This window comes from Corynebacterium kutscheri, assembly GCF_000980835.1.
In the GTDB taxonomy this organism is placed as follows: domain Bacteria; phylum Actinomycetota; class Actinomycetes; order Mycobacteriales; family Mycobacteriaceae; genus Corynebacterium; species Corynebacterium kutscheri.
In genome coordinates, this window is record NZ_CP011312.1 from 783053 (window position 1) to 807162 (window position 24110).

General features: G+C 46.1%; 21 protein-coding genes. 16 read left to right on the forward strand and 5 right to left on the reverse strand.

The window, feature by feature from the left end; translation table 11 throughout:
- Window positions 1-103: 103 nt before the first annotated feature.
- The 10 genes from dnaJ to UL82_RS03675 all read left to right on the forward strand — a co-directional run bounded on the left by dnaJ (window position 104) and on the right by UL82_RS03675 (window position 9489).
- Window positions 104-1243, forward strand: coding sequence for a molecular chaperone DnaJ (gene dnaJ / locus UL82_RS03630; protein ID WP_046439058.1), 1140 nt, complete (start codon window positions 104-106; stop codon window positions 1241-1243).
- A 14-nt stretch (window positions 1244-1257) separates the two neighbouring features.
- Window positions 1258-1989 (forward strand): 16S rRNA (uracil(1498)-N(3))-methyltransferase, encoded by a 732-nt coding sequence (locus UL82_RS03635; RefSeq protein WP_046439059.1) that lies wholly within the window; start codon window positions 1258-1260, stop codon window positions 1987-1989.
- Between the two features lie 72 nt (window positions 1990-2061).
- Window positions 2062-2985, forward strand: a complete 924-nt coding sequence (locus UL82_RS03640; RefSeq protein WP_395922901.1) for a PhoH family protein — start codon at window positions 2062-2064, stop codon at window positions 2983-2985.
- On the forward strand, window positions 2982-3554 hold the full coding sequence (ybeY, locus tag UL82_RS03645) for an rRNA maturation RNase YbeY (protein ID WP_046439061.1): 573 nt from the start codon (window positions 2982-2984) through the stop codon (window positions 3552-3554). Before UL82_RS03640 ends, ybeY begins: the two co-directional genes overlap by 4 nt.
- The gene (locus UL82_RS03650) at window positions 3550-4872 is read left to right on the forward strand and encodes a hemolysin family protein (protein WP_046441147.1); all 1323 of its coding nucleotides are present in this window, start codon (window positions 3550-3552) and stop codon (window positions 4870-4872) included. Before ybeY ends, UL82_RS03650 begins: the two co-directional genes overlap by 5 nt.
- A gap of 55 nt (window positions 4873-4927) precedes the next feature.
- Window positions 4928-5779: a pyridoxal kinase PdxY gene (gene pdxY / locus UL82_RS03655; RefSeq protein ID WP_046439062.1), complete on the forward strand. Its 852-nt coding sequence runs from the start codon at window positions 4928-4930 to the stop codon at window positions 5777-5779.
- A 131-nt stretch (window positions 5780-5910) separates the two neighbouring features.
- A complete protein-coding gene (era, locus tag UL82_RS03660) occupies window positions 5911-6897 on the forward strand; it encodes a GTPase Era (protein WP_407921684.1) in 987 nt (328 codons plus the stop codon).
- Window positions 6898-7638 (forward strand): DNA repair protein RecO, encoded by a 741-nt coding sequence (gene recO / locus UL82_RS03665; protein WP_046439063.1) that lies wholly within the window; start codon window positions 6898-6900, stop codon window positions 7636-7638.
- A 36-nt stretch (window positions 7639-7674) separates the two neighbouring features.
- Window positions 7675-8400 (forward strand): isoprenyl transferase, encoded by a 726-nt coding sequence (locus UL82_RS03670; protein ID WP_046439064.1) that lies wholly within the window; start codon window positions 7675-7677, stop codon window positions 8398-8400.
- Between the two features lie 3 nt (window positions 8401-8403).
- A complete protein-coding gene (locus UL82_RS03675; RefSeq protein WP_046439065.1) occupies window positions 8404-9489 on the forward strand; it encodes a VIT1/CCC1 transporter family protein in 1086 nt (361 codons plus the stop codon).
- 92 nt (window positions 9490-9581) lie between these two features.
- On the opposite strand, the gene UL82_RS03680 is transcribed toward UL82_RS03675, so the two are convergent.
- Together UL82_RS03680 and UL82_RS03685 are read right to left on the reverse strand one after the other, a co-directional pair.
- Window positions 9582-10004 carry a Fur family transcriptional regulator gene (locus UL82_RS03680; protein WP_046439066.1) on the reverse strand — a complete coding sequence of 141 codons (423 nt, stop codon included), beginning with the start codon at window positions 10002-10004 and terminating at the stop codon, window positions 9582-9584.
- Window positions 10005-10573: 569 nt separating this feature from the next.
- Window positions 10574-10906: an ArsR/SmtB family transcription factor gene (locus UL82_RS03685; protein ID WP_046441151.1), complete on the reverse strand. Its 333-nt coding sequence runs from the start codon at window positions 10904-10906 to the stop codon at window positions 10574-10576.
- Window positions 10907-11655: 749 nt separating this feature from the next.
- On the opposite strand from UL82_RS03685, the gene UL82_RS03690 reads away from it, so the two are divergent.
- The 3 genes from UL82_RS03690 to UL82_RS10570 are packed head-to-tail and all read left to right on the forward strand — an operon-like array spanning window position 11656 to window position 14051.
- Window positions 11656-13041, forward strand: a complete 1386-nt coding sequence (locus UL82_RS03690) for a glycine--tRNA ligase (protein WP_046439067.1) — start codon at window positions 11656-11658, stop codon at window positions 13039-13041.
- 21 nt (window positions 13042-13062) lie between these two features.
- The gene (locus UL82_RS03695) at window positions 13063-13587 is read left to right on the forward strand and encodes a hypothetical protein (protein ID WP_046439068.1); all 525 of its coding nucleotides are present in this window, start codon (window positions 13063-13065) and stop codon (window positions 13585-13587) included.
- Window positions 13588-13601: 14 nt separating this feature from the next.
- The gene (locus UL82_RS10570) at window positions 13602-14051 is read left to right on the forward strand and encodes a hypothetical protein (protein ID WP_052735857.1); all 450 of its coding nucleotides are present in this window, start codon (window positions 13602-13604) and stop codon (window positions 14049-14051) included.
- A gap of 82 nt (window positions 14052-14133) precedes the next feature.
- Here the strand turns inward: UL82_RS10570 and UL82_RS03705 are convergent, their stop codons facing one another.
- Window positions 14134-16149, reverse strand: coding sequence for a TPM domain-containing protein (locus tag UL82_RS03705; protein WP_046439069.1), 2016 nt, complete (start codon window positions 16147-16149; stop codon window positions 14134-14136).
- 132 nt (window positions 16150-16281) lie between these two features.
- Between UL82_RS03705 and UL82_RS03710 the strand changes: the two genes are divergently transcribed.
- Window positions 16282-17550, forward strand: coding sequence for a deoxyguanosinetriphosphate triphosphohydrolase (locus UL82_RS03710; protein WP_046439070.1), 1269 nt, complete (start codon window positions 16282-16284; stop codon window positions 17548-17550).
- 15 nt (window positions 17551-17565) lie between these two features.
- Here the strand turns inward: UL82_RS03710 and UL82_RS03715 are convergent, their stop codons facing one another.
- Window positions 17566-18096 carry a ribonuclease domain-containing protein gene (locus UL82_RS03715; protein WP_046439071.1) on the reverse strand — a complete coding sequence of 177 codons (531 nt, stop codon included), beginning with the start codon at window positions 18094-18096 and terminating at the stop codon, window positions 17566-17568.
- Between the two features lie 145 nt (window positions 18097-18241).
- On the opposite strand from UL82_RS03715, the gene glmS reads away from it, so the two are divergent.
- Entirely contained in the window at window positions 18242-20113 is a 1872-nt protein-coding gene (gene glmS, locus UL82_RS03720) for a glutamine--fructose-6-phosphate transaminase (isomerizing) (protein WP_046439072.1), read from the forward strand.
- Between the two features lie 93 nt (window positions 20114-20206).
- Window positions 20207-21145, forward strand: coding sequence for a uridine-preferring nucleoside hydrolase UriH (gene uriH / locus UL82_RS03725; protein ID WP_046439073.1), 939 nt, complete (start codon window positions 20207-20209; stop codon window positions 21143-21145).
- 89 nt (window positions 21146-21234) lie between these two features.
- Here uriH and aceE read toward each other — a convergent pair whose 3' ends face one another.
- Window positions 21235-23970: a pyruvate dehydrogenase (acetyl-transferring), homodimeric type gene (gene aceE, locus UL82_RS03730; RefSeq protein WP_046439074.1), complete on the reverse strand. Its 2736-nt coding sequence runs from the start codon at window positions 23968-23970 to the stop codon at window positions 21235-21237.
- Between the last annotated feature and the right edge of the window lie 140 nt (window positions 23971-24110).

The window sequence follows — 24110 nt, forward strand, 5'->3', positions numbered from 1 at the left end:
ACCAAGATGAAGCGCTTGACTGAAAACGCTAGACTGTGTGTTTTGATTATTCTTAAAACCCATAATGAGACTTACTTTATGAAGAAAGGCTAGTGATCTTCTCGTGGCACGAGACTATTACGGCATCCTTGGCGTAGAACGCGATGCAAGCGATAATGATATTAAGAAGGCTTATCGTAAACTTGCTCGTAAATACCATCCCGATGTTAATGATACTGAGGAAGCAGCAGAGAAATTTAGTGAGATTTCTATTGCTCAGGAGGTTCTCCTAGATCCAGAAAAACGTCGTATTGTTGATGCCGGCGGAGACCCTATGGCACCAGGTGGTGCAGGCTATGGTGGGGGATTCCCTGGCGGATTTAGTGGCGGTTTCGGAGATATTTTTGAGACTTTCTTTGGTGCTTCCGGAACTGGTCGTGCTGCGCGTTCTCGTGTTCAACCTGGCAATGATGCACTTCTTCGTATTCAGATTACTTTAGAAGATGCTTACTCAGGGGCTAAGAAAGATATTGAATTCGATACTGCAGTATTGTGCTCAACTTGTTCCGGAACTGGTTCTAAAACCCAGGCCAAGCCAGTAACCTGTTCGCACTGTGGTGGTGCTGGTGAGGTACAGCAAATGCAACGTTCCTTCTTAGGCAATATTATGACTACTAGCCCATGTCCATATTGCCAGGGAACCGGTGAAATTATCGAAGATCCTTGTTCTACTTGTGGCGGGGATGCTCGAGTACAAGAACGTCGCAGTTTAGTAGTAAATGTTCCGGCAGGAATTTCTGATGGTATGCGTATCCGTATGGCTGGACAAGGCGAGATCGGACGTGGCGGTGGGCCAGCAGGTGATCTTTATATTGAGGTGATTACCGAAGAACACTCTGTTTTCACTCGGGAAAATGATGACCTTTCCTTTAGTGTTTCCGTGCCGGTTTATGATGCCGCACTAGGCGGAGAGTTTAGTGTTGATGGTCTAGGCGGCGAAGCTATTTCGGTGACAGTTCCAGCTGGTACACAACCAGGTGATCAGATACACATCCCAGGAGAAGGTATGCCGCTGCTGCGCAAAGATGGTCATGGTGACATGATTGCGCACGTTGATGTGCAGATTCCGCGTAACTTAGATGATAAAACTAAGTCACTTTTTGAGCAGCTACGCAGTGCAAGCAATGAAACCACCACGGTGCAGCGTGCAGATGGAAGTGATAACAATTTATTCCATCGAATCCGTAATAAATTCCGTCGATAAGCCAAAGCGAAATTATGTCTCTTCCTGTTTTCATTGCCTCTGATATTCCCGAGACCGGACAAAACGTTATGTTGTCCGGCAGCGAGGGAAAACATGCGGTGAGCGTGAAACGTATCCAACCTGGTGAATTTATTGAACTTATCGACGGATACGGCGTGCGGGCGCGTAGCCAGGTACTTTCTACCAGTGGTAAGGATCAACTGGTGGCACAGGTTATCGAACAACATCAAGAGCCAGTGCCTACTCCCAGGGTAAGTATTATCCAGGCGCTGCCAAAGTCTGAGCGAAGCGAACTGGCCGTAGATTTAATGACCCAAGCTGGTGTGGATGAGATTATTCCGTGGGCCGCTGAACGCTGCATTGCACAGTGGGTGGGCAACAAAGCCATTAAAGGCCGTATGAAGTGGGAGAATGCGGCGATCTCAGCGGCAAAGCAATCACGTAGGGTACGTGTGCCAATCATTGCCGAATTAGCTACCACCGCAGAGGTTGAAAACAGGATTACCCAGGCGGATTTAGCGGTGGTGTTGCATGAAAACGCCAGGGTATCGCTTAAGGAGCTTGACTTTCAAGTCAAAGATATAGTCTTGATTATTGGTCCAGAAGGCGGGATCAGTGATAAAGAATTAGCGCGTTTTAGTGCCGTTGGTGCACACGCGGTACACCTTGGTAAAGAGGTAGTACGTACGGCAAGCGCCGGAATGGTTGCGCTTTCCGCACTCGGAGTTTTGACTTCGCGTTGGTAGACTCGCATGTTAGTGACAACGAAAGATAAGGACATCTTGACCACTCTGAGCAGAACCGTCGATCTGGATCCAATGCACTCCCAGACCGTATTGGGCATTAATGATGAAAATCTTAAGGTTTTAGAAAATCAGCTTGACTGCGATATTTTTGTTCGCGGCACGCAAGTGACCTTGACAGGTAAAGATCACGAGATTGCTAGAGCTGTAAAAGTACTCAAAGAATTACAATCTCTTGCCCGACGTGGCCATGTGATTAGCGCTGATAGTGTAAAACACGCGATTACAATGGTTACCGCGGAAGCGCCAATGAGTGTTGCAAAGGCACTAGCTAGCGATATCCTAGTACGCCGTGGTAAAGCGGTGCGGCCTAAAACATATGGGCAAAAAGAGTACGTGGATGCTATTGATGAAAACACCATTACTTTTGGATTAGGCCCGGCTGGTTCTGGTAAAACCTATTTAGCTATGGCTAAAGCAGTACAAGCATTACAATTAAAGCAGGTCAGTCGCATTATTTTAACCCGTCCTGCGGTTGAAGCTGGTGAGAAACTGGGATTTTTACCAGGAACTCTTAATGACAAGATTGATCCTTATCTGCGCCCGTTGCATGATGCCTTGCGCGATATGGTTGATCCAGAGGTTATTCCAAAACTTATGGAAGCGGGAATCGTAGAAGTTGCCCCCTTGGCCTATATGCGTGGCCGAACGCTTAATGATGCCTTCGTGATTCTTGATGAAGCCCAGAATACGACTGCTGCGCAGATGAAAATGTTTTTGACCCGATTGGGCTTTGGTTCGAAAATGGTGGTAACTGGCGATATTACTCAGGTGGATTTACCTGGTGGGCAAAAATCTGGGTTACGGTTAGTACGTCACATTTTGCGTGGCGTCGAAGGGGTTCATTTTAGCGAGCTAAGCAGCGAAGATGTGGTGCGACATCAATTGGTTGGCAGAATCGTTGAAGCGTATGACCACTACGAGGAGAAGAATCAGTGAGCATTGAGGTTATCAATGAGTCCGGCATTGCCAGCATCAATGAAGAAGCGCTTATCGATGTTGCTCGTTTCGTTTTAGGCGAGATGGATATTCATCCTGATGTTGAGGTAACCCTTTCTATTGTGGATATCCCCACGATGAGCGATTTACATGTGCGATGGATGGATTTGGAAGGACCAACCGATGTTATGAGTTTTCCTATGGACGAACTCACACCAGGTATGGTTGGCCGTCCTGATGCTGTTGCGTTATCACCTTCGATTCTTGGGGATATTATTCTGTGTCCTGAGTTTGCCGAAAAGCAGGCTCAAAAAGCCGGCCATGGGCTGGGACATGAGCTGGCTTTGTTAACGACGCACGGATGTTTGCATCTTTTAGGTTATGACCACATTGAGCCAGAGCAAGAGCAAGAGATGTTCGCGCTGCAAAATGAACTATTGCGGGATTGGTATGCAGATTGCACCCGTCGTAACGTAGAATATCAACCTAAACCTGATGGCCCAGGTGCATTTCCTACAGCTGCTCAGCGTGCTGAGCTTGACCAACGCATGATGGATGGGAATGATTAATCCTTTTCTTTTGGGCGCAATTGTTATTCTCGCCCTATTGTTTTCTGGTTTACTCGGTTCGATCGAGGCAGCCGTTACGCTCATGTCTCGGGCACGAGTAGAACAAATTGTAAAAGAAGAAGAAACTCGTGCCGCTCGTTCACTTTTACGAGTACTAGATCGTCGCGCCGAACATATCAACCTATTGGTATTAGGGCGTACTTTCCTTGATGCCACGGCAGCAGCCTGCGGAGCAGTCCTTGCTTCTGAGCTTATGGATACCTCCTTGATTACCGCTATTATCACTGCCATTGTGGCGGTTGCATTAATGTCTTTTGCGGTCATCGGGGTATTTTCACGCACAGTGGGGCGAAAAAATCCTTATACGGTTTCTTTGGGTTCTGCGATGATATTGAATGCTGTCGCTAAAGTACTTGGCCCGATAACCAAACTGCTTATCCGCTTCGGCAATGTTATCGCGCCGGGGGCTGGATTTCGTGATGGACCTTATTCTACGGAAGTGGAATTACGCGAGATGGTTGATATCGCCCAAGAGCATGGCGTAGTAGAAGTCGAAGAGCGTCGAATGATCCAATCGGTATTTGATCTGGCTTCAACTACAGCGCGTTCGGTAATGGTTCCACGCCCGGAGATGGTATGGATTGAATCTGGAAAAACAGCTGGGCAAGCAACAAGTCTACTGGTACGTTCCGGGCATTCTCGGGTGCCAGTGATTGGTGAAACAGTCGATGATATTTTGGGTGTTGTCTATCTAAAAGACCTCGTGCAGCAGACTTATTACTCTACTGATGGTGGTAGGAGTGTATTGGTAGATGAGATTATGCGCAAGCCCACCTTCGTCCCAGATAGTAAAAATTTGGATGCATTGCTACACGAAATGCAAAGCGATCGTAATCATATTGCTATGTTGGTTGATGAATATGGTGGAATTGCGGGTCTTATTTCTATTGAGGATATTATCGAAGAAATCGTTGGTGAAATAGCTGACGAATATGATGAACGCGAAGTCGCACCAATTAAAGTACTTAGTGGTGAAGATTTTCTTGTCCGAGTAGTCTCTCGATTGAGTTTAGAAGAGCTAGCGGAGTTTTTAAGAGAAAATTATGATTTTGAACTCGATCTTAGCGAAGAAATAACTGACCAGGTAGATACTGTGGGCGGTTTCCTTGCATTTGAGATGGGACGAGTACCTTTACCTGGCTCAACAATAGAAGCTCATGGGCTGCGGTTGCATACTGAAGGCGGTAGGGATCGTCGTGGCCGGTTACGGGTGAATAGCGTTTTGATAGACATTATTGATTCAGAAGAATCCCAGTAATACTAAAAAAATATAAGTTTGTAGTTTCCTTATTAGATGCGCACAATAGGAAACTATGAATATTCTTTCTATCCAGTCGCATGTTTCTTATGGGCACGTCGGTAATTCTGCTGCTGTTTTTCCGCTGCAACGTATTGGCCATGAGGTGTGGCCAGTACACACAGTGAATTTTTCTAATCACACAGGTTATGGTGATTGGGGCGGACAGCTTATCCCAGCTACTCAGGTGCGTAGCATTGTTGATGGTTTGGAAAACCGTGGCGCATTAGCAAAAGTTGATGCGATTATATCTGGTTATCAGGGTGGTGCAGATATCGCTGATGTGATTATTGAGACTGTTGCTCGGGTGAAAGCAGAAAACCCGAATGCTGTTTATTCCTGCGATCCGGTGATGGGTAATGCCAAATCAGGTTGTTTTGTTCATGAAGATATTCCACCATTGCTGCGTGAAAAAGTAGTGCCAGTGGCAGATATTATTACTCCAAACCAATTCGAGCTTGGCTTTTTAACTGGCGTAGAGTGCAATGATATTTCCTCGACGCTTAAAGCCTGTGAAGCAGCACAAAAGATTGGCCCACACACCATCTTAGTGACATCGGTGCTACGCGATGATCGCGACCCTCATACCATTGAGATGATGGCAGTCAATGATAAGGGTGCATGGCTGGTACAGACTCCATATTTAGCGGCTAAACGCAATGGTTCTGGTGATGTGACTGCAGCATTATTTAATGGACATTATATTCGTGAATTTGATGCTGCAGATGCATTGGCTAAAACCGCATCAAGTATTTTTGCGCTTATTAAAAACACTGTGGTTTCTAATAGCCGAGAACTTTTACTAGTGGAAACGCAGGAAGCCTTTGCACATCCAGCATCAGAATTTGAGGTAAAGCAGATCGCCTAGTGCTTGAGCAGATAAAATTGTATGTGTGATCTGAGATAAGTAGTTAGCCGGCAGTAATACTATGATTCGTCGATAAGCATTATTGTTTTCCGGTAATGATGTTCAAAGAAGAAAGCAGAGTAGAGTAAACGATGATGATTAATTCCGATTCTTTTGATGCTGCTTTTAGTAACTTGCCACAAGACACACACGCTGAGCAGTCTAGTTTTACTGATACCCCGGCAGGTTTTCGTTCGGGCTTTATTTCTTTTGTTGGTCGGCCTAATACTGGTAAATCTACTCTTACGAATGCATTAGTAGGGCAAAAAATCGCTATTACTGCTAATCAGCCTGAAACCACTAGGCATCCAATTCGAGGCATTGTGCACCGAGATGATGCCCAGATTATTGTGGTGGATACTCCTGGTTTGCACCGGCCACGAACTTTGTTGGGTGAACGGCTTAATGAAGTAGTTAAAGAAACATATTCTGATATGGATCTGATTGGTCTGACTATTCCTGCGGATGAGAAGATTGGCCCGGGTGATCGGTGGATTTTAGAAAATGTACGTAAAGTTGCTCCCAAAACACCGATACTTGGCATTGTCACTAAAGTTGATAAGGTTTCCCGAGATCAGGTTGCTGCGCAGTTAATGGCTTTGCATGAGCTGTTAGGCGAAGATGCAGAGGTTGTGCCGGTTTCTGCGGTTACTGGAGAACAGCGCGAGGTGTTACTTGAGGTAATTACTTCTTTGCTTCCAGAGGGGCCAAAATTCTATCCTGATGATCATCTTACTGATGACGATATCAATACTCGTATTGCTGAGTTGATTCGCGAAGCTGCATTATCTGGGTTGAAGCAAGAATTACCGCATTCAGTAGCAGTAGAAATTGATGAGATTCTTCCCGATGAAGAGCGTGAGGATGTATTGAATGTTCACGCAGTGATTTATGTAGAACGCGACGGACAGAAATCTATTCTTATTGGTAAGGACGGACGTCGTTTGGGGCGCATTATTTATAATGCTCGTCCAGAAATCATTAAGTTGTTGGGAAAGAATGTGTATCTAGATCTTCGGATTAAGGTGTTGAAAAATTGGCAATCTGATCCTAAGAGCTTAGGTCGCCTGGGGTTTTAGGTGCGTGCACATTCATATCGCGATCGTGCTCTTGTTATTCGTTCTTACGATTTTGGCGAGGCCGATCGCATTATTGTTTTTCTTACCCGTACCCAAGGCTTAGTGCGCGCGGTTGCAAAGGGCGTGCGACGGGCAAAGTCGCGTTTTGGTTCTCGGCTGCAGCCGTTCGTTGAATTAGATGTGCATTTCTACCCAGGACGTAATCTGGAAACAGTAACTGCCGCCGATACCCTTGATTTTTTTGCTTCCCCGCTTATTGATGATTTCACGCGTTTTTCTGCTGCTTCTTCGGTGTTAGAAGCAGCAGAACGGTTGAGTTTATCAAGTTATGGGGAACATGAACAGCTCTATGATCTTACTTTAGAGAAGTTAAAAGAATTTCCTGGAAAAGTAGATACTTTGCTGATTTTAGATTCTTATCTTCTCCAAGCAATGGATCTTGCTGGGTGGGCGCCGAGCTTATTTGCGTGTGCACAGTGTGGTGTGGCTGGACCGCATCATGCTTTTCATCCCGCGCCAGGTGGGGCGGTGTGTGTGCAGTGCCGACCACAAGGATCTACAGAAGTTGATCCAGAAGTGTTGCATTTATTGTGGTTTTTACAGCAGGGATTTATTGCTCAAGCAGAAGCAATTGCGGACAAATATAGAATTACTACTGGGCATAGGCTTGTTCGGGCACATTTGCAGTGGCATTTAGAAAAAGGATTGGCTTCACTGAATATCCTCGAACAAGGTTTTTAATGCATAATAAAAATTGTGATTCATAAGACCAAGCCAATGACCCCGCCAAATATTCCGGCTGAGCTTGTGCCAAAGCATATTGCGCTCGTTATGGACGGTAATGGTCGCTGGGCACAAGAACGTGGGCTGCCGCGTACTGAAGGGCATAAACGTGGTGAAGCTATTTTGCTGGATATGGTTGATGCTTGTCTTGCCATGGGGGTTACACACTTAAGCGCGTATGCTTTTTCTACCGAAAACTGGCGGCGTTCGGCTAGCGAAGTACGATTCCTTATGGGCTTTAATCGAGATGTGCTTATGCGTCAAAAAGAGTATTTGCATTCTAAAAACGTTCGTGTGCGTTGGATGGGGCGTCGCCCGCGACTATGGCGTTCAGTGATTAAAGAATTAGAAAGCGCTGAAGAGCTAACTAAAAATAACACTGCAATGACTTTGTATATGTGTGTTAACTATGGCGGACGAGTAGAAATTATTGATGGCGTTCGTGAGATTGCTCGGCAGGTGCAAGCTGGTACTTTGCACCCAGAAGATATTACCGAGAAAAATTTTCAAAACTTTCTTGATGAACCAGATATGCCAGATGTTGATCTTTTTGTACGACCATCGGGTGAAAAGCGAACAAGTAACTTTTTATTATGGCAATCAGCTTATGCCGAGATGGTATATCAGAATAAATTATTCCCAGATTACACCCCGGAGGATCTCTTCCTCGCCGTAGAAGAATATGCACGTCGTGATCGCCGTTTTGGAGGTACCAAATAAATTATGCCTACCTACAAACAAATTAAGCGTTGGCAACAATATTTGGCTAATGAGCGTGCAGAAGCTGCTGTATACCGTGAGTTAGCTAAACGTAAAGAAGGCGAAGAACGAGAGATTTTATTATCGCTTGCTGAAGCAGAACAACGTCATGAAGAATATTGGCGTACTCTCTTAGGCAATGATGTGGGCATGCCGCGAAGCCCTGGGTTTTCTACCCGACTATTAGGTTTTATGGCTCGACATTTTGGTAATGTGTTTGTGCTTGCCATGATGCAGACCGCTGAACAGCGTAATCCTTATGAAACTGATGCAGATGCAACTGCACAGATGCGTGCTGATGAGGCTATTCACGCAGAGATTGTGCGTGGATTAGCAGCTCAAGGACGCGAGAAAATGAGTGGAAATTTCCGGGCGGCGATTTTTGGTGCTAATGATGGTTTAGTTTCAAATTTAGCGTTAGTTTTAGGTGTTATTGGTTCTGGCCTAGGCACTAACATTATTGTGCTAACTGGTATCTCTGGTTTACTTGCTGGTGCTTTGTCAATGGCAGCGGGGGAGTATATTTCAGTAAAAAGCCAAGAAGAGCTTTTAGATGCGTCAACACCGCATCCGAAGACAAAAGAAAAAGTGCCGGCCTTAGATGTTAATGCCAATGAACTTGCTTTGGTCTATCGTGCTCGTGGAATGAGTGAGTCGGAAGCTGGTGCATATGCAGCACAAATGTTTGCTGAACTAGCTGCTCATCAAGGGATTAATGATCAAAGTTTTATTGGTTCTTTGGATTTTGATGATTCTGTAGCTGAAGTAGAAGAAAATGGTGCCATTCAAGCAGCAATTTCTAGTTTTTTGTGCTTTGCTTTGGGTGCTTTTGTACCTATTTTTCCTTTTCTTTTTGGATTATCAGTAATTACGGCAAGTATTATTGCGCTGATTATTGTAGGTTTAGTTTTAATGATAACTGGAAGTATTACTGGTATTTTATCTGGTAAACCACCACTAAAACGTGCTCTGCGGCAGCTGGTTATTGGTTTAGCTGCTGCTGCTGTGACTTATGGTTTAGGTTCTTTATTTGGGGTGGCTATTACCTAGTAGTAAAGATGCGCAGAAAGCATAGTGTAGGAGATCTGAGTATAGATAAAAGCAGGCATGATGTTTTTCATGCCTGCTTTATTCGATGATTTTTAGTTGCGCTTACATATTGGGCACAGACCATAAATCTCTGCATCGTGGCCGGTGAGTTCAAAACCATTGGCCGAGGCTACTTCTTGGGCCCAGCGTTCTACCGGACCGCCATCAATTTCGATAGTGCGAGAGCACGAGGTGCATACTAGGTGGTGATGGTGGTCATCATTAAGACAGTGTCGGTAGAGGGTCTCGCCATTAGACATGTGCAAGACATCAACTGCTTTAATATCAGTTAAAGACTGTAAAGTGCGATAAACGGTGGTAAGCCCTACCTTGAGGTTACGGTGGGTAAGCTCATCATGGATGGTCTTGGCTGAAGCAAAGTTATCTAATTCGCGAAGAACATTGACGACGGCCGTACGCTGGCGAGTACTGCGCACGCCAAGCTTGGGGACTGTGGAGTCAAATGTGCGATTCATAATGGGTCCTTCATTGTGGTGGTAATTGCTCATAACAAACCAATATCTTTTACCGGCCAGGGCGTGGTAGGTAAAAGAATCTAAAAACGATCAAACAGTTTTCTGTTTGTTCATGACTGAACGGGCTTTTGTTTTGATGGTTTTGTTGTGTGCTTAGCTAATACCGTACTGGTTTACACATTCAAATGGCTACTAATAAGCAATGATTAATTTGAAATTAATGTGCGTTTGCGGGGAACTTTTATATTAATCTTTTTTATTTTTATATTTATTCTTATTTTTTCCGGACAAAATATCTTAAGCTGCGAATATGCTTATCTTGTACCACGGCATTTAGAGTGAACAAATGGAAAAGAAAGCAAATTTTCTTTAAAAAAGAGAATAAAATCACAAATGAGGGGATTTGTGATCTTTGCAACTTTCCTGAGGTGTGTTTCTGCTGGGCACATTTTGTGTGTTGCTTGTTTGGTATAAAGCGGTTGCTGGTGGAAGTTGCGCTTCCGGAGTAGGTGTCCTTTTCACATGTTGTAGTGTGGGGTGTTTGGTGGTTGGTTTGTCTTTGGGTTGGGTTATCGGCTGCCGCTTTTGCGACTGTGGTCAATATTGAACCCTAATTCAATAATTTCCATTGCGCGTGGTTCCGAAAGACGATAAACCATTTGTCTGCCGGTGCGTTCATTGTGGATGAGCTTGGCTTGTTTTAGGACCCGTAAATGCTGACTAATTAGTGGTTGGCTAGATCCTAGGGTATTGACAAGCTCATAAACGAAATGATCGCGTTCTTGTAAAAGAGATAAAATTTTAAGCCTTAGTGGGGAGTCAATCGCTCGGAAAATGTGGGCGACGGCGTTGTAATTCCTATTGGGGTCATAGGTAACTGCCCCATCCTCGGTTTTTTGGATCTCAACCTTGGATTTGAGTGGCTCAACGACGGATTGATGATTATGAGTTTCCACTGACCCTCCTTTCCTGGAGTCCCTGAGTGTGATAGTGGAGGCACTAATGGAAAAACAGTGGATGTGATGCCCGACTATCTTATGAACAGACTGTAAGCATAATTACCAGCAAATTTGATACATGAAAAACCTGGCAATGTTCACTATGAAAGTGTTTCATCTTAATTTTAAATGAAAATTAATTCGCTTTCAAGTAGATTTGCTAGCTTTATTATCCGTATTGACTTGCAGTTACATGTGTCTTGCGTGTGTTCACCTAGGGTGAAACGGTAGAGTTTTTTCGAAAAGGATATTAAAAAACTTGCCCAGAAAAGTGATGGAGATCACGTATTTATATGGTATATTTGATGACTTATTGAAAATAATTTGCATACCTAACGAATGTCAATAATGCCATCTTGGTGTAGTCAAAGCTCTTCTGGCGAAAATGAGTGGGTTTGTTTTTTAGATATGCAGTTGGGTTGGCTATGTCATGCTTTAGTGCGATCGATAGGGCGCTGTGCAAAGGATCGGCTAGACTTAAACAAGTGTTCATATTGGCGTATTGAGGTTATCGAAGTGGCTGTAAAACAGATAGTAAAAACACAGCCCCGGTGGCTTGGCGTTATATCGCCGTCGAAAAGCTGATACGTGGACAAATGGCACCGCTGCCAGCGGTGTTCACGAGAAAATAATAAGGAGAAGATTCCGCTCTTATGACAAACAAGAATGTCATCGAAACGGTGGTTAACCTATGTAAACGCCGTGGTTTGGTCTATCCTAGCGGTGAAATTTATGGTGGTACCCGCTCGGCCTGGGATTATGGTCCTCTTGGTGTCGAGTTAAAAGAAAATATTAAGCGTCAATGGTGGCGCAGTATGGTTACCTCGCGTGCAGATGTTGTCGGTGTGGATACCTCGGTAATTTTGCCTCGTCAGACGTGGGTTACTTCAGGGCATGTAGAAGTTTTTACCGATCCGCTGGTGGAATCTTTGCATACCCATAAGCGTTATCGGGCAGACCATTTGCTTGAGGCCTATGAAGAAAAGCATGGGCATCCACCGGTTAATGGGTTGGCTGATATTAATGATCCAGAAACCGGTCAGCCTGGCGCCTGGACAGAGCCTAAGGCTTTTTCTGGCTTATTGAAGACCTTCCTAGGCCCAGTTGATGATGAAGAAGGATTGCACTATCTGCGTCCTGAAACCGCACAGGGAATTTTTGTTAATTTTAAGAATGTTATGACCTCTGCGCGTATGAAACCGCCCTTTGGTATTGCCAATATTGGTAAGTCTTTCCGTAATGAGATTACCCCAGGTAACTTTATTTTCCGCACTCGTGAATTTGAGCAGATGGAGATGGAGTTCTTTGTTAAACCTGGCGAAGATGAAACATGGCACCAATATTGGATTGACGCCCGCCATCAGTGGTACATTGACTTAGGAATTAACCCCGATAACCTGCGTTTATATGAGCACCCACAGGAAAAGCTTAGCCATTACTCTAAGCGTACGGTAGATGTGGAGTACGCCTTTGGTTTCCAGGGATCTAAGTGGGGCGAGCTTGAGGGCGTGGCTAACCGTACCGATTATGATCTGCGCGTTCATTCCGAGGGTTCGGGCGAGGATCTGTCCTACTTTGATCAAGAAACGGGCGAGCGCTGGATTCCTTATGTTATCGAGCCGGCTGCTGGTTTAGGCCGTTCTATGATGGCCTTCCTTGTTGATGCCTATCATGAGGATCAAGCTCCGAATGCCAAAGGCGGAACAGATACCCGCGTTGTATTAAAATTGGATTACCGATTAAGTCCGGTGAAAGTTGCCGTACTGCCATTGAGCAAGAAAGAACCCTTGGCTGGAAAAGCTGAAGAACTTACTCGTACCTTGCGTCAGTTCTGGAATGTGGAATATGACACTTCTGGTGCGATTGGTCGTCGTTATCGTCGCCAAGATGAGATCGGTACGCCTTTTTGCGTTACCGTAGATTTCGAAACCCTCGAAGATAATGCAGTGACCGTGCGTGAGCGCGACACGATGGCACAGGAGCGCGTCAGCCTTGATGAACTCCAGTCTTACCTCGCAGCCCGACTAGCTGGCTGCTAATTTATAAGGAGAAAACAGATCATGCAGTACACGCGTTGGGATAAGCGCCATGAGGGGCTCGTTGAGCTTTTCGACGATGCAGCAACACATATCGCAACTTTTCCTATAGATGCTAAAGGAACGCATCAGGTAAGTGTTGGCGATACCTCTTGGTCTTTAGAAACAACCCCCAATGCGGTGCATGCTCTTCTTCCTGATGGTAAGAAGTACTCTGCAACCGTAGCGAAGAATTTTTCCCGCGCTAAGGTTATTGATATTTCTTTGGATGGGCTGGCTGTTAAAGTAATTAATGAAGCTCGTAAGGATTGGGTTTACACCCTTGCTAATGAAGAAGAAACCAAACTCGGTCAATTTTCTGGCGGAAACAATGGTGTGCGGCATTCGGTGACTGAATTTGAACCTGATGGACCCCTTAGTGATGAGCAGAAGGTTTTTCTCAGTCAGATCAGCCGAAACACTTTGGAATCAAACCTCAATAGCTTTTCGTTGATCTTGACGATTAGCCTTTTACTACTTATTCCACTCGTTGTTTTCATGCTGCTGTAATAAGTGATTTTGTTATGAAGGATCGTCAGCTTATCTGGACAAAAGATCAGCTTTCTACTGCCAACGGTACGGTGATCGCTGTGATGCGGGAACGTGTTTTAGAAATTGGCGACAAGCGCTTAGCTATTGAACCTTCTCAGGGTTCAATGATGCGTTATCAATTGCGTGCAACTGGGGTAGGCAAGACTACTTTTAGCATGCGTAATATAGGGTTAAGCGTGCACCGGTTACAGTTAGATTGCGGTGGCAGAAAGTACAGTATGAATCGAGTAAGTACGTGGCATAAAAAACGCAAACTTATCGACGCTACCGGTACGCATATAGCGACCACAACAGCCCCGGTGGGTTCCACAATGCGGGTTAGTATCGTGACAGAGGGTATAAATATACCGATTGAGGATCTTGTTTTTGCAACCTACGGTGCTTTCTTTATCGATGTTCCGGTATATCGGACTAAGCATTAAGACTTCATTACTTTGAATGAGTAAAAGATAAAGCGGTAGACCAAAATTTTATTGATCTACCGCTTATTTTTATAGGGGGTGTTTAGAAGCTTCCACCGCGGAAACCTCCGCCACCACCGCCGAATCCACCGCCACGGAAGCCGCCCCCGCCGCCACCAAAACCACCACGGTAACCGTAACCACCGCGACGGTGTGAGTTTAGTGCTTCATTAATAACCATGCCTGCAATGATGCTGCCAGTATTCATTGTTTGGCGCTGAGTTTGTTGACGATTATAACGATCGACATCTTTTTCTGCCTCACGCTGAGCCATAACCGCAGCATTATAAGCCTGGCGAGCAAGCGACATAGCTTGAATAGGATCACTATCACGTAATGCGATCGCTTGGCTGAGCAAGCGTTTGGCATCGGCAAGCTTAGTGCGAGCACTAGCGCCGATTACCTGACCACGGGTAGAGATGAAGCTCTCGGCACCTTGAACAGTTGATTCTGCAGTAGCAATTTGCTGAGAAAGTAACTGCATGCGTCGCTGATTATCGCGGTGAGTACTACGTAACTCTTCCAGCATATCGTCGAGCTCAGAATCAATAGCAGTGAGTCGTCGCCATACTCCTAGCGGGTCTTTAATCGTATGAGTATCTGCACTATCAAGTTCCTGGCGGGCGGTAGCTACGATTTGATCAAGCTGAGTCCAATCGTTTTTACGCAGTTGTGCGCGTAGCTCAAGAGCTTCGTTGATTTCTTCTTGTAGCTCTATACGTAGGTCAGGGATTCCCGTTTGAGCAGCAAGAATATCGTTAGGGGCCGTTTCAATAGCCGTTAAAAGTTCATGCGCATGTGCTTGCGCTGCCTCCGCACTATGAATCGCATCAACGAGACCGCCTTGTTCGCCGGCTGGCTGTTGGATGAGAGTACGACCATACTCAATGGATTTATCGAGTTCCGAAAGACTTACTTCAGCCATAGCCACATTGTCATTAATAGAACGCAACATGTCTTCTGAATAGGTGCTACGTAGTTGTTCAAGAGTGTTCTGAGCAGATGGAAGGCGAGTACTGAGTTTGACGCGTTCCTGGGTAAGACGATCTAAGGTAGCTGGTGCGGCAACTAATAAGTTACGTAGCTGTTCAAAGTTTTGTGCTTCAGCCTCTAGTGTGTCATCAGCTTGGCCGCAGGTAGAAATAATTTCGATATAAAGATTTCGTTTTTCTAATTCTGGTGCCTGTTCTGATTGCCGCCGTAATTCAAATGCTTGTTGGAGTGTGCTCTCAGAATGTCTAAGCGCGCGGCTAAAAGTGCGTGTTCGCTCGCCACCAAATTCACCGATTGCGATGCTGAGCTCAGAGCGAGCACCTTTAATAGATTCATCTGTGCTAATCAATTCTTCTTCCGCAAGTTGGTGCAGCACTGGGGTAGACAGTGTTGCTAGCGCAGCGGTGTTTTTAGGATCAATAGCGCGTGCTTGGTCAATATCGGAGGTAGCAGAAGCAGATTTGTTTTTATTTCTACGACGTGAGTATGCGACATAACCGCCACCTCCAACACCAACGGCAGCCAAAGTGGTAAGAAGCACACCAGTGCCGTTATTGGTGCTCGTTGTTGTGGTAGTAGTTGTGTCATCAGTAGGAGAACTGTTACGGGCAGCATTGATAAGCCCTAAGGAAGAACCTGCCCAATCTTGATTAGAAAGGGAACTTAATGCGGCAGCCTCCATCGCATCGAGCGTCTTGGTACTAAAATCCTCGCTGGCGTTAAGACCCCACTCGCGATCTTTGACGGCAACGGCATATACCGCAGTATTGTTAGTTCCAATGGCATTAAGAGTGCGCGTGGTCCATACCTCGGGGCCGTAACTATCAAAAGAATCGACAAATAAGACATAAACCTTTTGATTCTTTTCTTGTTCTAAAAGGTTAAGAGCTTGGTTAATTTGTGTCTCCTCGTCGACAGAAAGTACGTCGGCGGTATCAACAACCTGCTGGGCATATGCCTGCGGGGCTTCTGCAGCTGCCGGAGGGCTAAGAAGAAGCACCGGGGTAGCTGTTAGCGATAATAAGCCAGCAGCTGCAGCAGCAGAAAAGAATCGTGTTTTAGTCATAGCAACCACTTTAGCTATTACCGTTAAGTAATGGTTGCTACTAGAACTAGCACGATTGGTAGCTTAGTCGATGAGCATTAGGCTAAGAGGTGGGTTTGTGCTTTCTTCAAGCAGTTGAGATACCTTTCTTTTATGTATCAGTACTGTGATCGTGATATGCAACGTCGTGTATCTGAAGCTGAAAAACGTAGCCAGATTGTTAAACATGACGATACTCGTAGTCCTTTTGCCAGGGATCGTGCTCGAGTATTACATAGTGCGGCATTGCGTCGACTGGCGGACAAAACTCAAGTTGTTGGTCCACGCGATGGTGATACACCGCGTACACGGTTGACTCACTCCCTAGAAGTAGCGCAGATTTCACGCGGAATTGGTAGCGCATTAGGGCTTAATTCTGATTTATGCGAGATGGCTGGGTTAACACACGATATTGGGCACCCACCCTATGGACATAATGGCGAGACTGCTCTCGCAGAGCTTGGCGAAGGGTTTGGTGGTTTTGAAGGAAATGCCCAAACATTACGTATTTTGACTCGCCTGGAACCTAAAATTTTTTGTGAACAACAAAGCTATGGGCTCAACCTTACTCGTGCAGCACTCGATGCTGCCTGTAAATATCCATGTACACGCACGAATTCTGATGGTAGCCGTAATAAAAAATATGGTTGTTATGACGAAGACGCGCATATTTTAGATTGGATTCGCATTGGACATAATGATCAGCGTCCCAGCATGGAAGCACAAGTAATGGATTTTTCTGATGATATTGCCTATTCCGTTCATGACGTTGAAGATGGCATTATCGCTGGCAGAATCAAATTAGGAGTGTTATGGGATCTTGTCGAACTAGCTGCCATTGCGGAAAAAGGGGCAGTAGCTTATGGCGGTAATCCAGATGCGCTTATTGAAGCAGCTGCCCAACTTCGTGAGCTTTCCGTTGTTGCCGCAGCAAGTAATTTTGATGGTAGCTTGCGCGGCTATGTAGCACTAAAAGCCATGACTAGTGAATTAGTTGGTCGCTATATTGGGGCAATAGTAGAAGCAACCCGTAATAAGTGGGCGGGTGTAGCTATCGGTAGAACAATTGGCGATGTGGTAATCCCACCGTCAGTGTTAGCAGAAGTAACCCTACTTAAAACCTTGGCAGTGCTATATGTAATGGATGATCGTGGTCATTTACGACGCCAAGATCGCCAACGTGAGCGTATTTTTTGGGTTCATGATTATTTACGCGCGGGAGCACCCGGTAGTCTGGATCCAGTATTTAGGTTGTGGTGGGAGCAAGCAAATACCGATGCACAGCGCGAGCGAGTCATCATCGACCAAATTGCGTCGATGACCGAGTCTCGTTTAGAACTAGTAGCGCGTAATCTTTCAGGTTTTGCTGGTTTCTTTGATTAAGAACCTCAGTACGAGTTAATGTTCGGCATCTGGGATGCTACAAAAACTCTCGAAATGGTCATCGGTGTAATACCAAGTATCCGGATCGGTAGGACTTCCACCGCCGACTACAATGCGTCGCTCACCGCGGTGGCGTATCCCAGGACTTTCCACGGTGTATTCGCGGTAATAACTGGACTTTTCTTTAGGTAGTAGCCCTTCATAATTGCCAAAATGTTTGCCGTCGCTTTCTGGGTATTCAAATGGGCCACCAGAAAGAATATCATCAATAACTTCCTCAGCCTCTTTAGGAAGGGTATCGACATAGCATTCGTCGATACTAGTGCGTATCGACGTTTGGCGCGCGCTTATTTTAGTTGCGGTATTCTTTGGTATTGGCCTAATTGAACTAGCAGATATAACGGTAGTTGTTTTTGCTGGAGAAGCAGTGGTACTCGATGCGGTGGTCTGCGTATCTGAGTTGAAGTCAATACCGAAATATGCTGATACCAAAACTAGCAGGGCGCCGCCGATCAATGCGGGCAGAGACTTTTTTGTATGACGCATGATGGCTTTTATTTTTCCACATTGATTCGCTTCTTTTCGACTCGCCCGTTAGTTTCCATAGGTGCTGGCAGGTCATTAATGCCCGTCGTTAAGCTATCTAAGGTGTTTCTGACGCTCACTTGCGTTGTACGGTAGGATCTCAGCTATGTGTGGAATCGTAGGATACGTAGGCAAAGCTGGTGTAAACCGGGATTACGGCGCATTAGACGTTGTGCTCGAAGGCTTGCGTCGTTTGGAATACCGGGGCTATGACTCTGCTGGTGTAGCTGTTGTTGCTAATGGAACAGTTGAATCTCGCAAGAAAGCCGGCAAAGTCGTTGCTCTGGAAGAAGAATTAGCGCAGTCACCGCTACCAGAATCTGTGTTGGGAATTGGTCATACCCGATGGGCAACCCACGGTGGGCCTAATGATGCCAATGCGCATCCACACGTGGTTGCCGATGGCACCCTAGCTGTTGTACACAACGGTATTATTGAAAACTTTGTTGCTCTCAAAGAGGAACTATTAGTTCAAGGGCATACCTTTGTCTCTGAGACGGATACCGAAGTAGCTGTACATCTTTTGGCAGATGCTTTTGCTGGTGAGGCCAATGGGGATCTCACCGAGGCAATGCGGATTGTGTGCAACCGACTTGAAGGTGCATTTACTTTATTAGCTATCCAAGCGAGTGTTCCGGATCGAATTGTGGCGGCTCGATTAAATTCGCCATTGGTTATTGGTCTTGGTGAAGAAGAGAACTTCTTAGGATCAGATGTATCTGGCCTTATTGATTACACCAAGCGGGCAGTTGAAATGGATAACCACCAGATTGTCACTATTACCGCTGATTCTTATGAAATTATTGGCTTTGATGGCACACCAGCGCAAGGTAAAGAATTTACTATTGAGTGGGATGTCGCTTCGGCTAAAAAAGATGGTTATTCCTCGTATATGGATAAAGAAATCCATGATCAGCCAGCAGCTATTCGCGATACCCTATTAGGGCGTTTTGATGAAACTGGGCATCTTACTCTAGATGAGATTCGTATCGACGTTTCCCATTTACGCAGTATTGATAAGATTATTGTGATTGCGTGTGGTACAGCTGCGTATGCTGGACATGTTGCTCGCTATGCAATTGAGCATTGGTGTCGTATTCCAACCGAGGTCGAACTAGCTCATGAATTCCGTTACCGCGATCCGATTGTTGATGAGCGCACCTTGGTAGTGGCCTTGTCTCAATCTGGTGAGACGATGGATACTTTGATGGCAGTACGTCACGCACGAGAACAAGGCGCAAAAGTTATTGCCATTTGTAATACTCGTGGTTCTTCTATTCCGCGAGAGTCTGACGCCAACCTTTATACCCATGCTGGCCCAGAAATCGCAGTGGCATCCACAAAGGCATTTTTAGCGCAGATTACTGCTAGCTATTTATTGGGACTTTACCTGGCTCAATTGCGCGGAAATATGTTTGCAGATGAAGTTAGTTCCGTTGTCGCAGAGTTGCAAACTATTCCAGATAAGGTGCAAGCCATTTTGGATAATGAAGAGCAAATTAAGCAGCTGGGCAAAGACATGAAGGATGCTAAGTCGGTGCTCTTCTTAGGTCGACATGTCGGTTTCCCAGTTGCGCTAGAAGGGGCACTAAAATTAAAAGAGATCGCTTATCTTCATGCCGAGGGTTTTGCTGCTGGTGAGCTAAAGCATGGCCCTATTGCTTTGGTAGAAGAAGGGCAACCAATTTTTATTATTGTTCCTTCGCCACATGGACGTGATTCTTTGCATGCCAAGGTGGTTTCTAATATTCAAGAGGTGCGTGCACGTGGGGCAATTACTATTGTGATTGCCGAAGAAGGTGATAAGGCGGTAGAACAATTCGCCCATCACGTTATTCGGGTTCCGCAAGCACCAAGCTTATTGCAGCCACTTTTAGCTACGGTTCCATTGCAGATTTTTGCTTGTGCAGTAGCTAGCAATAAGGGATACGACGTAGACCAGCCACGTAACCTAGCAAAATCAGTAACTGTTGAGTAATTTCGTCAAGTAAATCACGTAAAGAAACCGCTTCCGAGAGGGGCGGTTTTCTTTATGCTTGAGAGAGAAAAACTGATCCAGAAAGGACTTTTTATGGCAACAAAGATTATCCTTGATTGCGATCCTGGTCATGATGATGCAGTAGCTATTTTGCTGGCATTAGGAAATCCAACTATTGAATTATTAGGCATTACTACAATCGGGGGGAATCAAACCCTGGAAAAAGTAACGCACAATGCACAGGTAGTATGCACTATCGCCGGTCATGCTCCAAAAATTTATGCTGGTTGTACTCGTCCACTGATTCGTGAGGTTGAGGTAGCTGAAGTTATTCATGGTGATTCTGGAATGGAGATCCATGGCTTTACTTTGCCAGAACCTACTGTAGGGGTAGAAGATACCCATGCAGTGGACTATATTATTGACACCATCATGTCTTCGGAGCCGCAAACTATTACGTTGGTTCCTACTGGTCCATTAACTAATATCGCAATGGCTGTGCGCAAAGAACCACGCATTGTTGAACGAGTCAAGGAAGTTGTGCTGATGGGTGGTGGTTACCATACAGGTAACTGGTCGCCAGTAGCAGAATTTAATATCAAAGTTGATCCGGAAGCTGCTCATATCGTATTCAATGAGCCTTGGCCGCTAACGATGGTTGGTCTTGACCTTACCCACCAGGCATTAGCTACTAAAGATGTTGAGGCGGAAATTGCCGCTTTGGGAAGCAATATTGGTGATTTTGTAGTTGGTCTTTTTGGCGCCTTCCGTCAGGCGTATAAAGATGCTCAAGGTTTTATTGATCCACCAGTACATGATCCATGTACTATTGCCTATCTTATTGATCCAAGTATTGTCAGCACCCAGAAAGTTCCTCTCGATGTGGAGCTTCATGGCGAATTGACGGTAGGAATGACGGTGGCAGATTTCCGAGCACCAGCAGGTGAAGATTGCCACACCCAAGTAGCAGTGCATCTTGATCGAGAGAAGTTCTGGCGCTTGGTCATTGATGCGATTAAAGCATTAACCTAATCGATTTGGTTAAGCATAGATACTAAAAGGAAGTGGCCTTCTTCGTTTGAAGGCCACTTCCTTTTTTAGAGTTAAGGCTTAAGAGAAGCTTATGCCTTGGTTGGATCGGTGAGGTTGTACTTAACAGCCGCGTCAGCTGCTACCTGACGGTCGATCTTACCCTCGCGTGCTAGTGCACTTAGTGCAGCAACAGTGACGGACTCAGCATCGATATTAAAGAAACGGCGTGCTGCTGGACGAGTATCGGAGAAACCGAAGCCGTCGGCACCTAGAGCGGTGTAATCGCCAGGGACAAAGCGACGGATTTGTTCTTGTAAATCAGTAGCAAAGTCGGAAACGGCGATGTATGGGCCAGCAGCCTTCTTGAGCTGAGTGGTAGCAAATGCTTCCTCAATCTCTTGACCTGGGTTGCGTAATTGCTTTTTCAGTTTTGCTTGACCTTCACGGGCAAGCTCAACCCAGCTGGTTACCGAGAAGATATTGGCATCAATATCGTATTCGGCAAGCAATTCTTTAGCCCGCAGTGCCTGCTGCATGCCGATACCGGAGGCAAGCAAGGAAACCTGATGAGTCTTGCCAGCAGAAGCTGGCTCGTAAAGGTAAATACCCTTATGCAGACCCTCAACATCCAAGTTCTCTGGCTCAGCTGGTTGGCTCACTGGTTCGTTGTAGATGGTGATGTAGTACATGACGTTTTCACCACGACCAGGACCATACATACGATCAATGCCCTCATGAAGCAAATGCGCAACTTCATAGGCGAAAGCTGGGTCGTAGGAAACAACAGCGGGGTTAGTTGATGCCAGAATTTGCGAGTGACCATCCATGTGCTGGAGGCCTTCACCAGTTAGTGTGGTGCGACCTGCAGTAGCACCGAGGATAAAGCCACGAGTCATCTGGTCACCAGCAGCCCAGAAGCTATCACCGGTGCGCTGGAATCCGAACATCGAATAGAAGATATACAACGGGATCATGACTTCGCCGTGGGTAGCATACGAGGTACCCGCAGCAATGAAGGCAGCAGTCGAACCAGCTTCGTTAATGCCTTCATGCAGGATCTGACCTTGAGGCGACTCGCGGTAGCTCAACATGAGATCATGGTCAACCGGCACATAGTTCTGTCCGTGCGGATTGTAAATCTTCATGGTCGGGAACCAAGAATCCATACCGAAGGTACGAGCCTCATCCGGAATGATAGGAACGACACGACGGCCAAGTTCCTTATCACGCATGAGCTCCTTGAAACCACGGACAACAGCCATAGTAGTAGCTACTTGCTGCTTACCAGATCCCTTACGCAAGCTCTTGAGTTTATCGAGTCCTGGTACCTGGATTGGGGTGTAGTTTTCCCGACGTTCAGGTAGGAAACCACCGAGTTCTTTACGACGCTCCAGCAGGTACTGAATTTCTGGTGAATCATTACCTGGATGGTAGTAAGGAGGCTGATATGGATCCTTCTCCAATTCCTCATCGGTAATTGGAATACCCTGCTTATCACGGAACTGCTTGAGATCCTCAAGGGTTAGTTTCTTCATTTGGTGGGTTGCATTTCGGCCCTCGAAATTTTGGCCGAGACCATAACCCTTAATGGTGTGAGCGAGGATAACCGTTGGGCGATCCTTGGTTTCTACCGCACGCTTATATGCGGCATAGATCTTGCGGTAGTCGTGTCCGCCACGAGGTAGCTTCCAGATTTCCTCATCGGTCCAGTCTTCGACGAGCTTTGCGGTACGTGGATCACGGTTGAAGAAGAACTCGCGTACGTGTGCACCGTCATTAGCTTTGAAGGTTTGGAAATCGCCATCAGCGGTGGTATTCATCAGATCAACGAGTGCGCCTTCTTTATCAGCTTCAAAGAGCTGATCCCACTCACGACCCCAAACGACCTTAATAACCGACCAACCAGCGCCACGGAAGAAGGATTCAAGTTCCTGAATGATCTTGGTGTTACCGCGCACTGGGCCATCCAGACGCTGCAAGTTACAGTTGATAACGAAGGTGAGGTTATCCAGATTATTCAAAGCAGCCATTTGGATAAGGCCACGAGACTCAGGCTCATCCATTTCGCCATCGCCAAGGAACGCCCATACGTGCTGTTCAGAAGTGTCTTTAATGCCACGATTATGCAAGTAACGGTTAAAGCGCGCCTGATAAATAGCATCCATAGGTCCTAAGCCCATAGATACGGTGGGGAATTCCCAGAAATCTTTCATCCCATGTGGGTGTGGGTAGCTAGGCAAACCACCTTGCTCGCGTGAGACTTCCTGGCGGAAGCCGTCAAGGTCATCTTCGGTCAGACGACCCTCCATGAATGCGCGAGCATAAATACCTGGGGAAGCATGGCCCTGGAAGAAGATTTGGTCACCTCCGCCAGGGTGATTCTTACCACGGAAGAAGTGGTTAAAGCCCACCTCATAGAGTGGAGCAGCACCAGCATAAGTGGAAATGTGTCCACCTACACCAATACCGGGACGCTGCGCACGGTGCACCATGATCGCTGCGTTCCAACGCATCCAACGGCGGTAGCGTTTTTCGATTTCCTCATCACCTGGAAACTCTGGCTCCATGGTAGTAGGAATCGTGTTGACATAGTCGGTTGAGGTCATTGGGGGCAAGGGGATACGACGTGCCGACGCACGCTCTAGCAGGCGCAGCATGATAAAACGTGCGCGCTCGGGGCTGGACTCCTCTAGCATGCCATCCAAAGACTCCATCCACTCGCGAGTCTCCTCTGGATCAGCGTCATTAAGATAAGATGCAACGCCATCACGGATTAGCGCGAAATTGGTGTCTTCGGTTTGCTTCCCGAAATTCGGGTCAGCCATTGAATACCTCCACGTGTGTTTCTGGGGTTGATGCGCAGTTTCTTAACCTGCATAAAACCTATGGAGGTGAAGAAAACTACATTTCACTACAACATCGTACTTTGTTCCAGCCAAAAGGTGTGCCTCGGGTGTGAATGAGA

What these genes read in the sequence shown, in the direction of transcription:
- UL82_RS03635 (WP_046439059.1), top strand. Translation starts at nt 1,258, where the DNA reads ATGTCTCTTCCTGTTTTCATTGCCTCTGATATTCCCGAGACCGGACAA.
- UL82_RS03640 (WP_395922901.1), top strand. Translation starts at nt 2,062, where the DNA reads ATGCACTCCCAGACCGTATTGGGCATTAATGATGAAAATCTTAAGGTT.
- pdxY (WP_046439062.1), top strand. Translation starts at nt 4,928, where the DNA reads ATGAATATTCTTTCTATCCAGTCGCATGTTTCTTATGGGCACGTCGGT.
- era (WP_407921684.1), top strand. Translation starts at nt 5,911, where the DNA reads ATGATGATTAATTCCGATTCTTTTGATGCTGCTTTTAGTAACTTGCCA.
- UL82_RS03670 (WP_046439064.1), top strand. Translation starts at nt 7,675, where the DNA reads ATGACCCCGCCAAATATTCCGGCTGAGCTTGTGCCAAAGCATATTGCG.
- UL82_RS03675 (WP_046439065.1), top strand. Translation starts at nt 8,404, where the DNA reads ATGCCTACCTACAAACAAATTAAGCGTTGGCAACAATATTTGGCTAAT.
- UL82_RS03680 (WP_046439066.1), bottom strand. Translation starts at nt 10,004, where the DNA reads ATGAATCGCACATTTGACTCCACAGTCCCCAAGCTTGGCGTGCGCAGT.
- UL82_RS03690 (WP_046439067.1), top strand. Translation starts at nt 11,656, where the DNA reads ATGACAAACAAGAATGTCATCGAAACGGTGGTTAACCTATGTAAACGC.
- UL82_RS03695 (WP_046439068.1), top strand. Translation starts at nt 13,063, where the DNA reads ATGCAGTACACGCGTTGGGATAAGCGCCATGAGGGGCTCGTTGAGCTT.
- UL82_RS10570 (WP_052735857.1), top strand. Translation starts at nt 13,602, where the DNA reads ATGAAGGATCGTCAGCTTATCTGGACAAAAGATCAGCTTTCTACTGCC.
- UL82_RS03705 (WP_046439069.1), bottom strand. Translation starts at nt 16,149, where the DNA reads ATGACTAAAACACGATTCTTTTCTGCTGCTGCAGCTGCTGGCTTATTA.
- UL82_RS03710 (WP_046439070.1), top strand. Translation starts at nt 16,282, where the DNA reads ATGTATCAGTACTGTGATCGTGATATGCAACGTCGTGTATCTGAAGCT.
- UL82_RS03715 (WP_046439071.1), bottom strand. Translation starts at nt 18,096, where the DNA reads ATGCGTCATACAAAAAAGTCTCTGCCCGCATTGATCGGCGGCGCCCTG.
- glmS (WP_046439072.1), top strand. Translation starts at nt 18,242, where the DNA reads ATGTGTGGAATCGTAGGATACGTAGGCAAAGCTGGTGTAAACCGGGAT.
- uriH (WP_046439073.1), top strand. Translation starts at nt 20,207, where the DNA reads ATGGCAACAAAGATTATCCTTGATTGCGATCCTGGTCATGATGATGCA.
- aceE (WP_046439074.1), bottom strand. Translation starts at nt 23,970, where the DNA reads ATGGCTGACCCGAATTTCGGGAAGCAAACCGAAGACACCAATTTCGCG.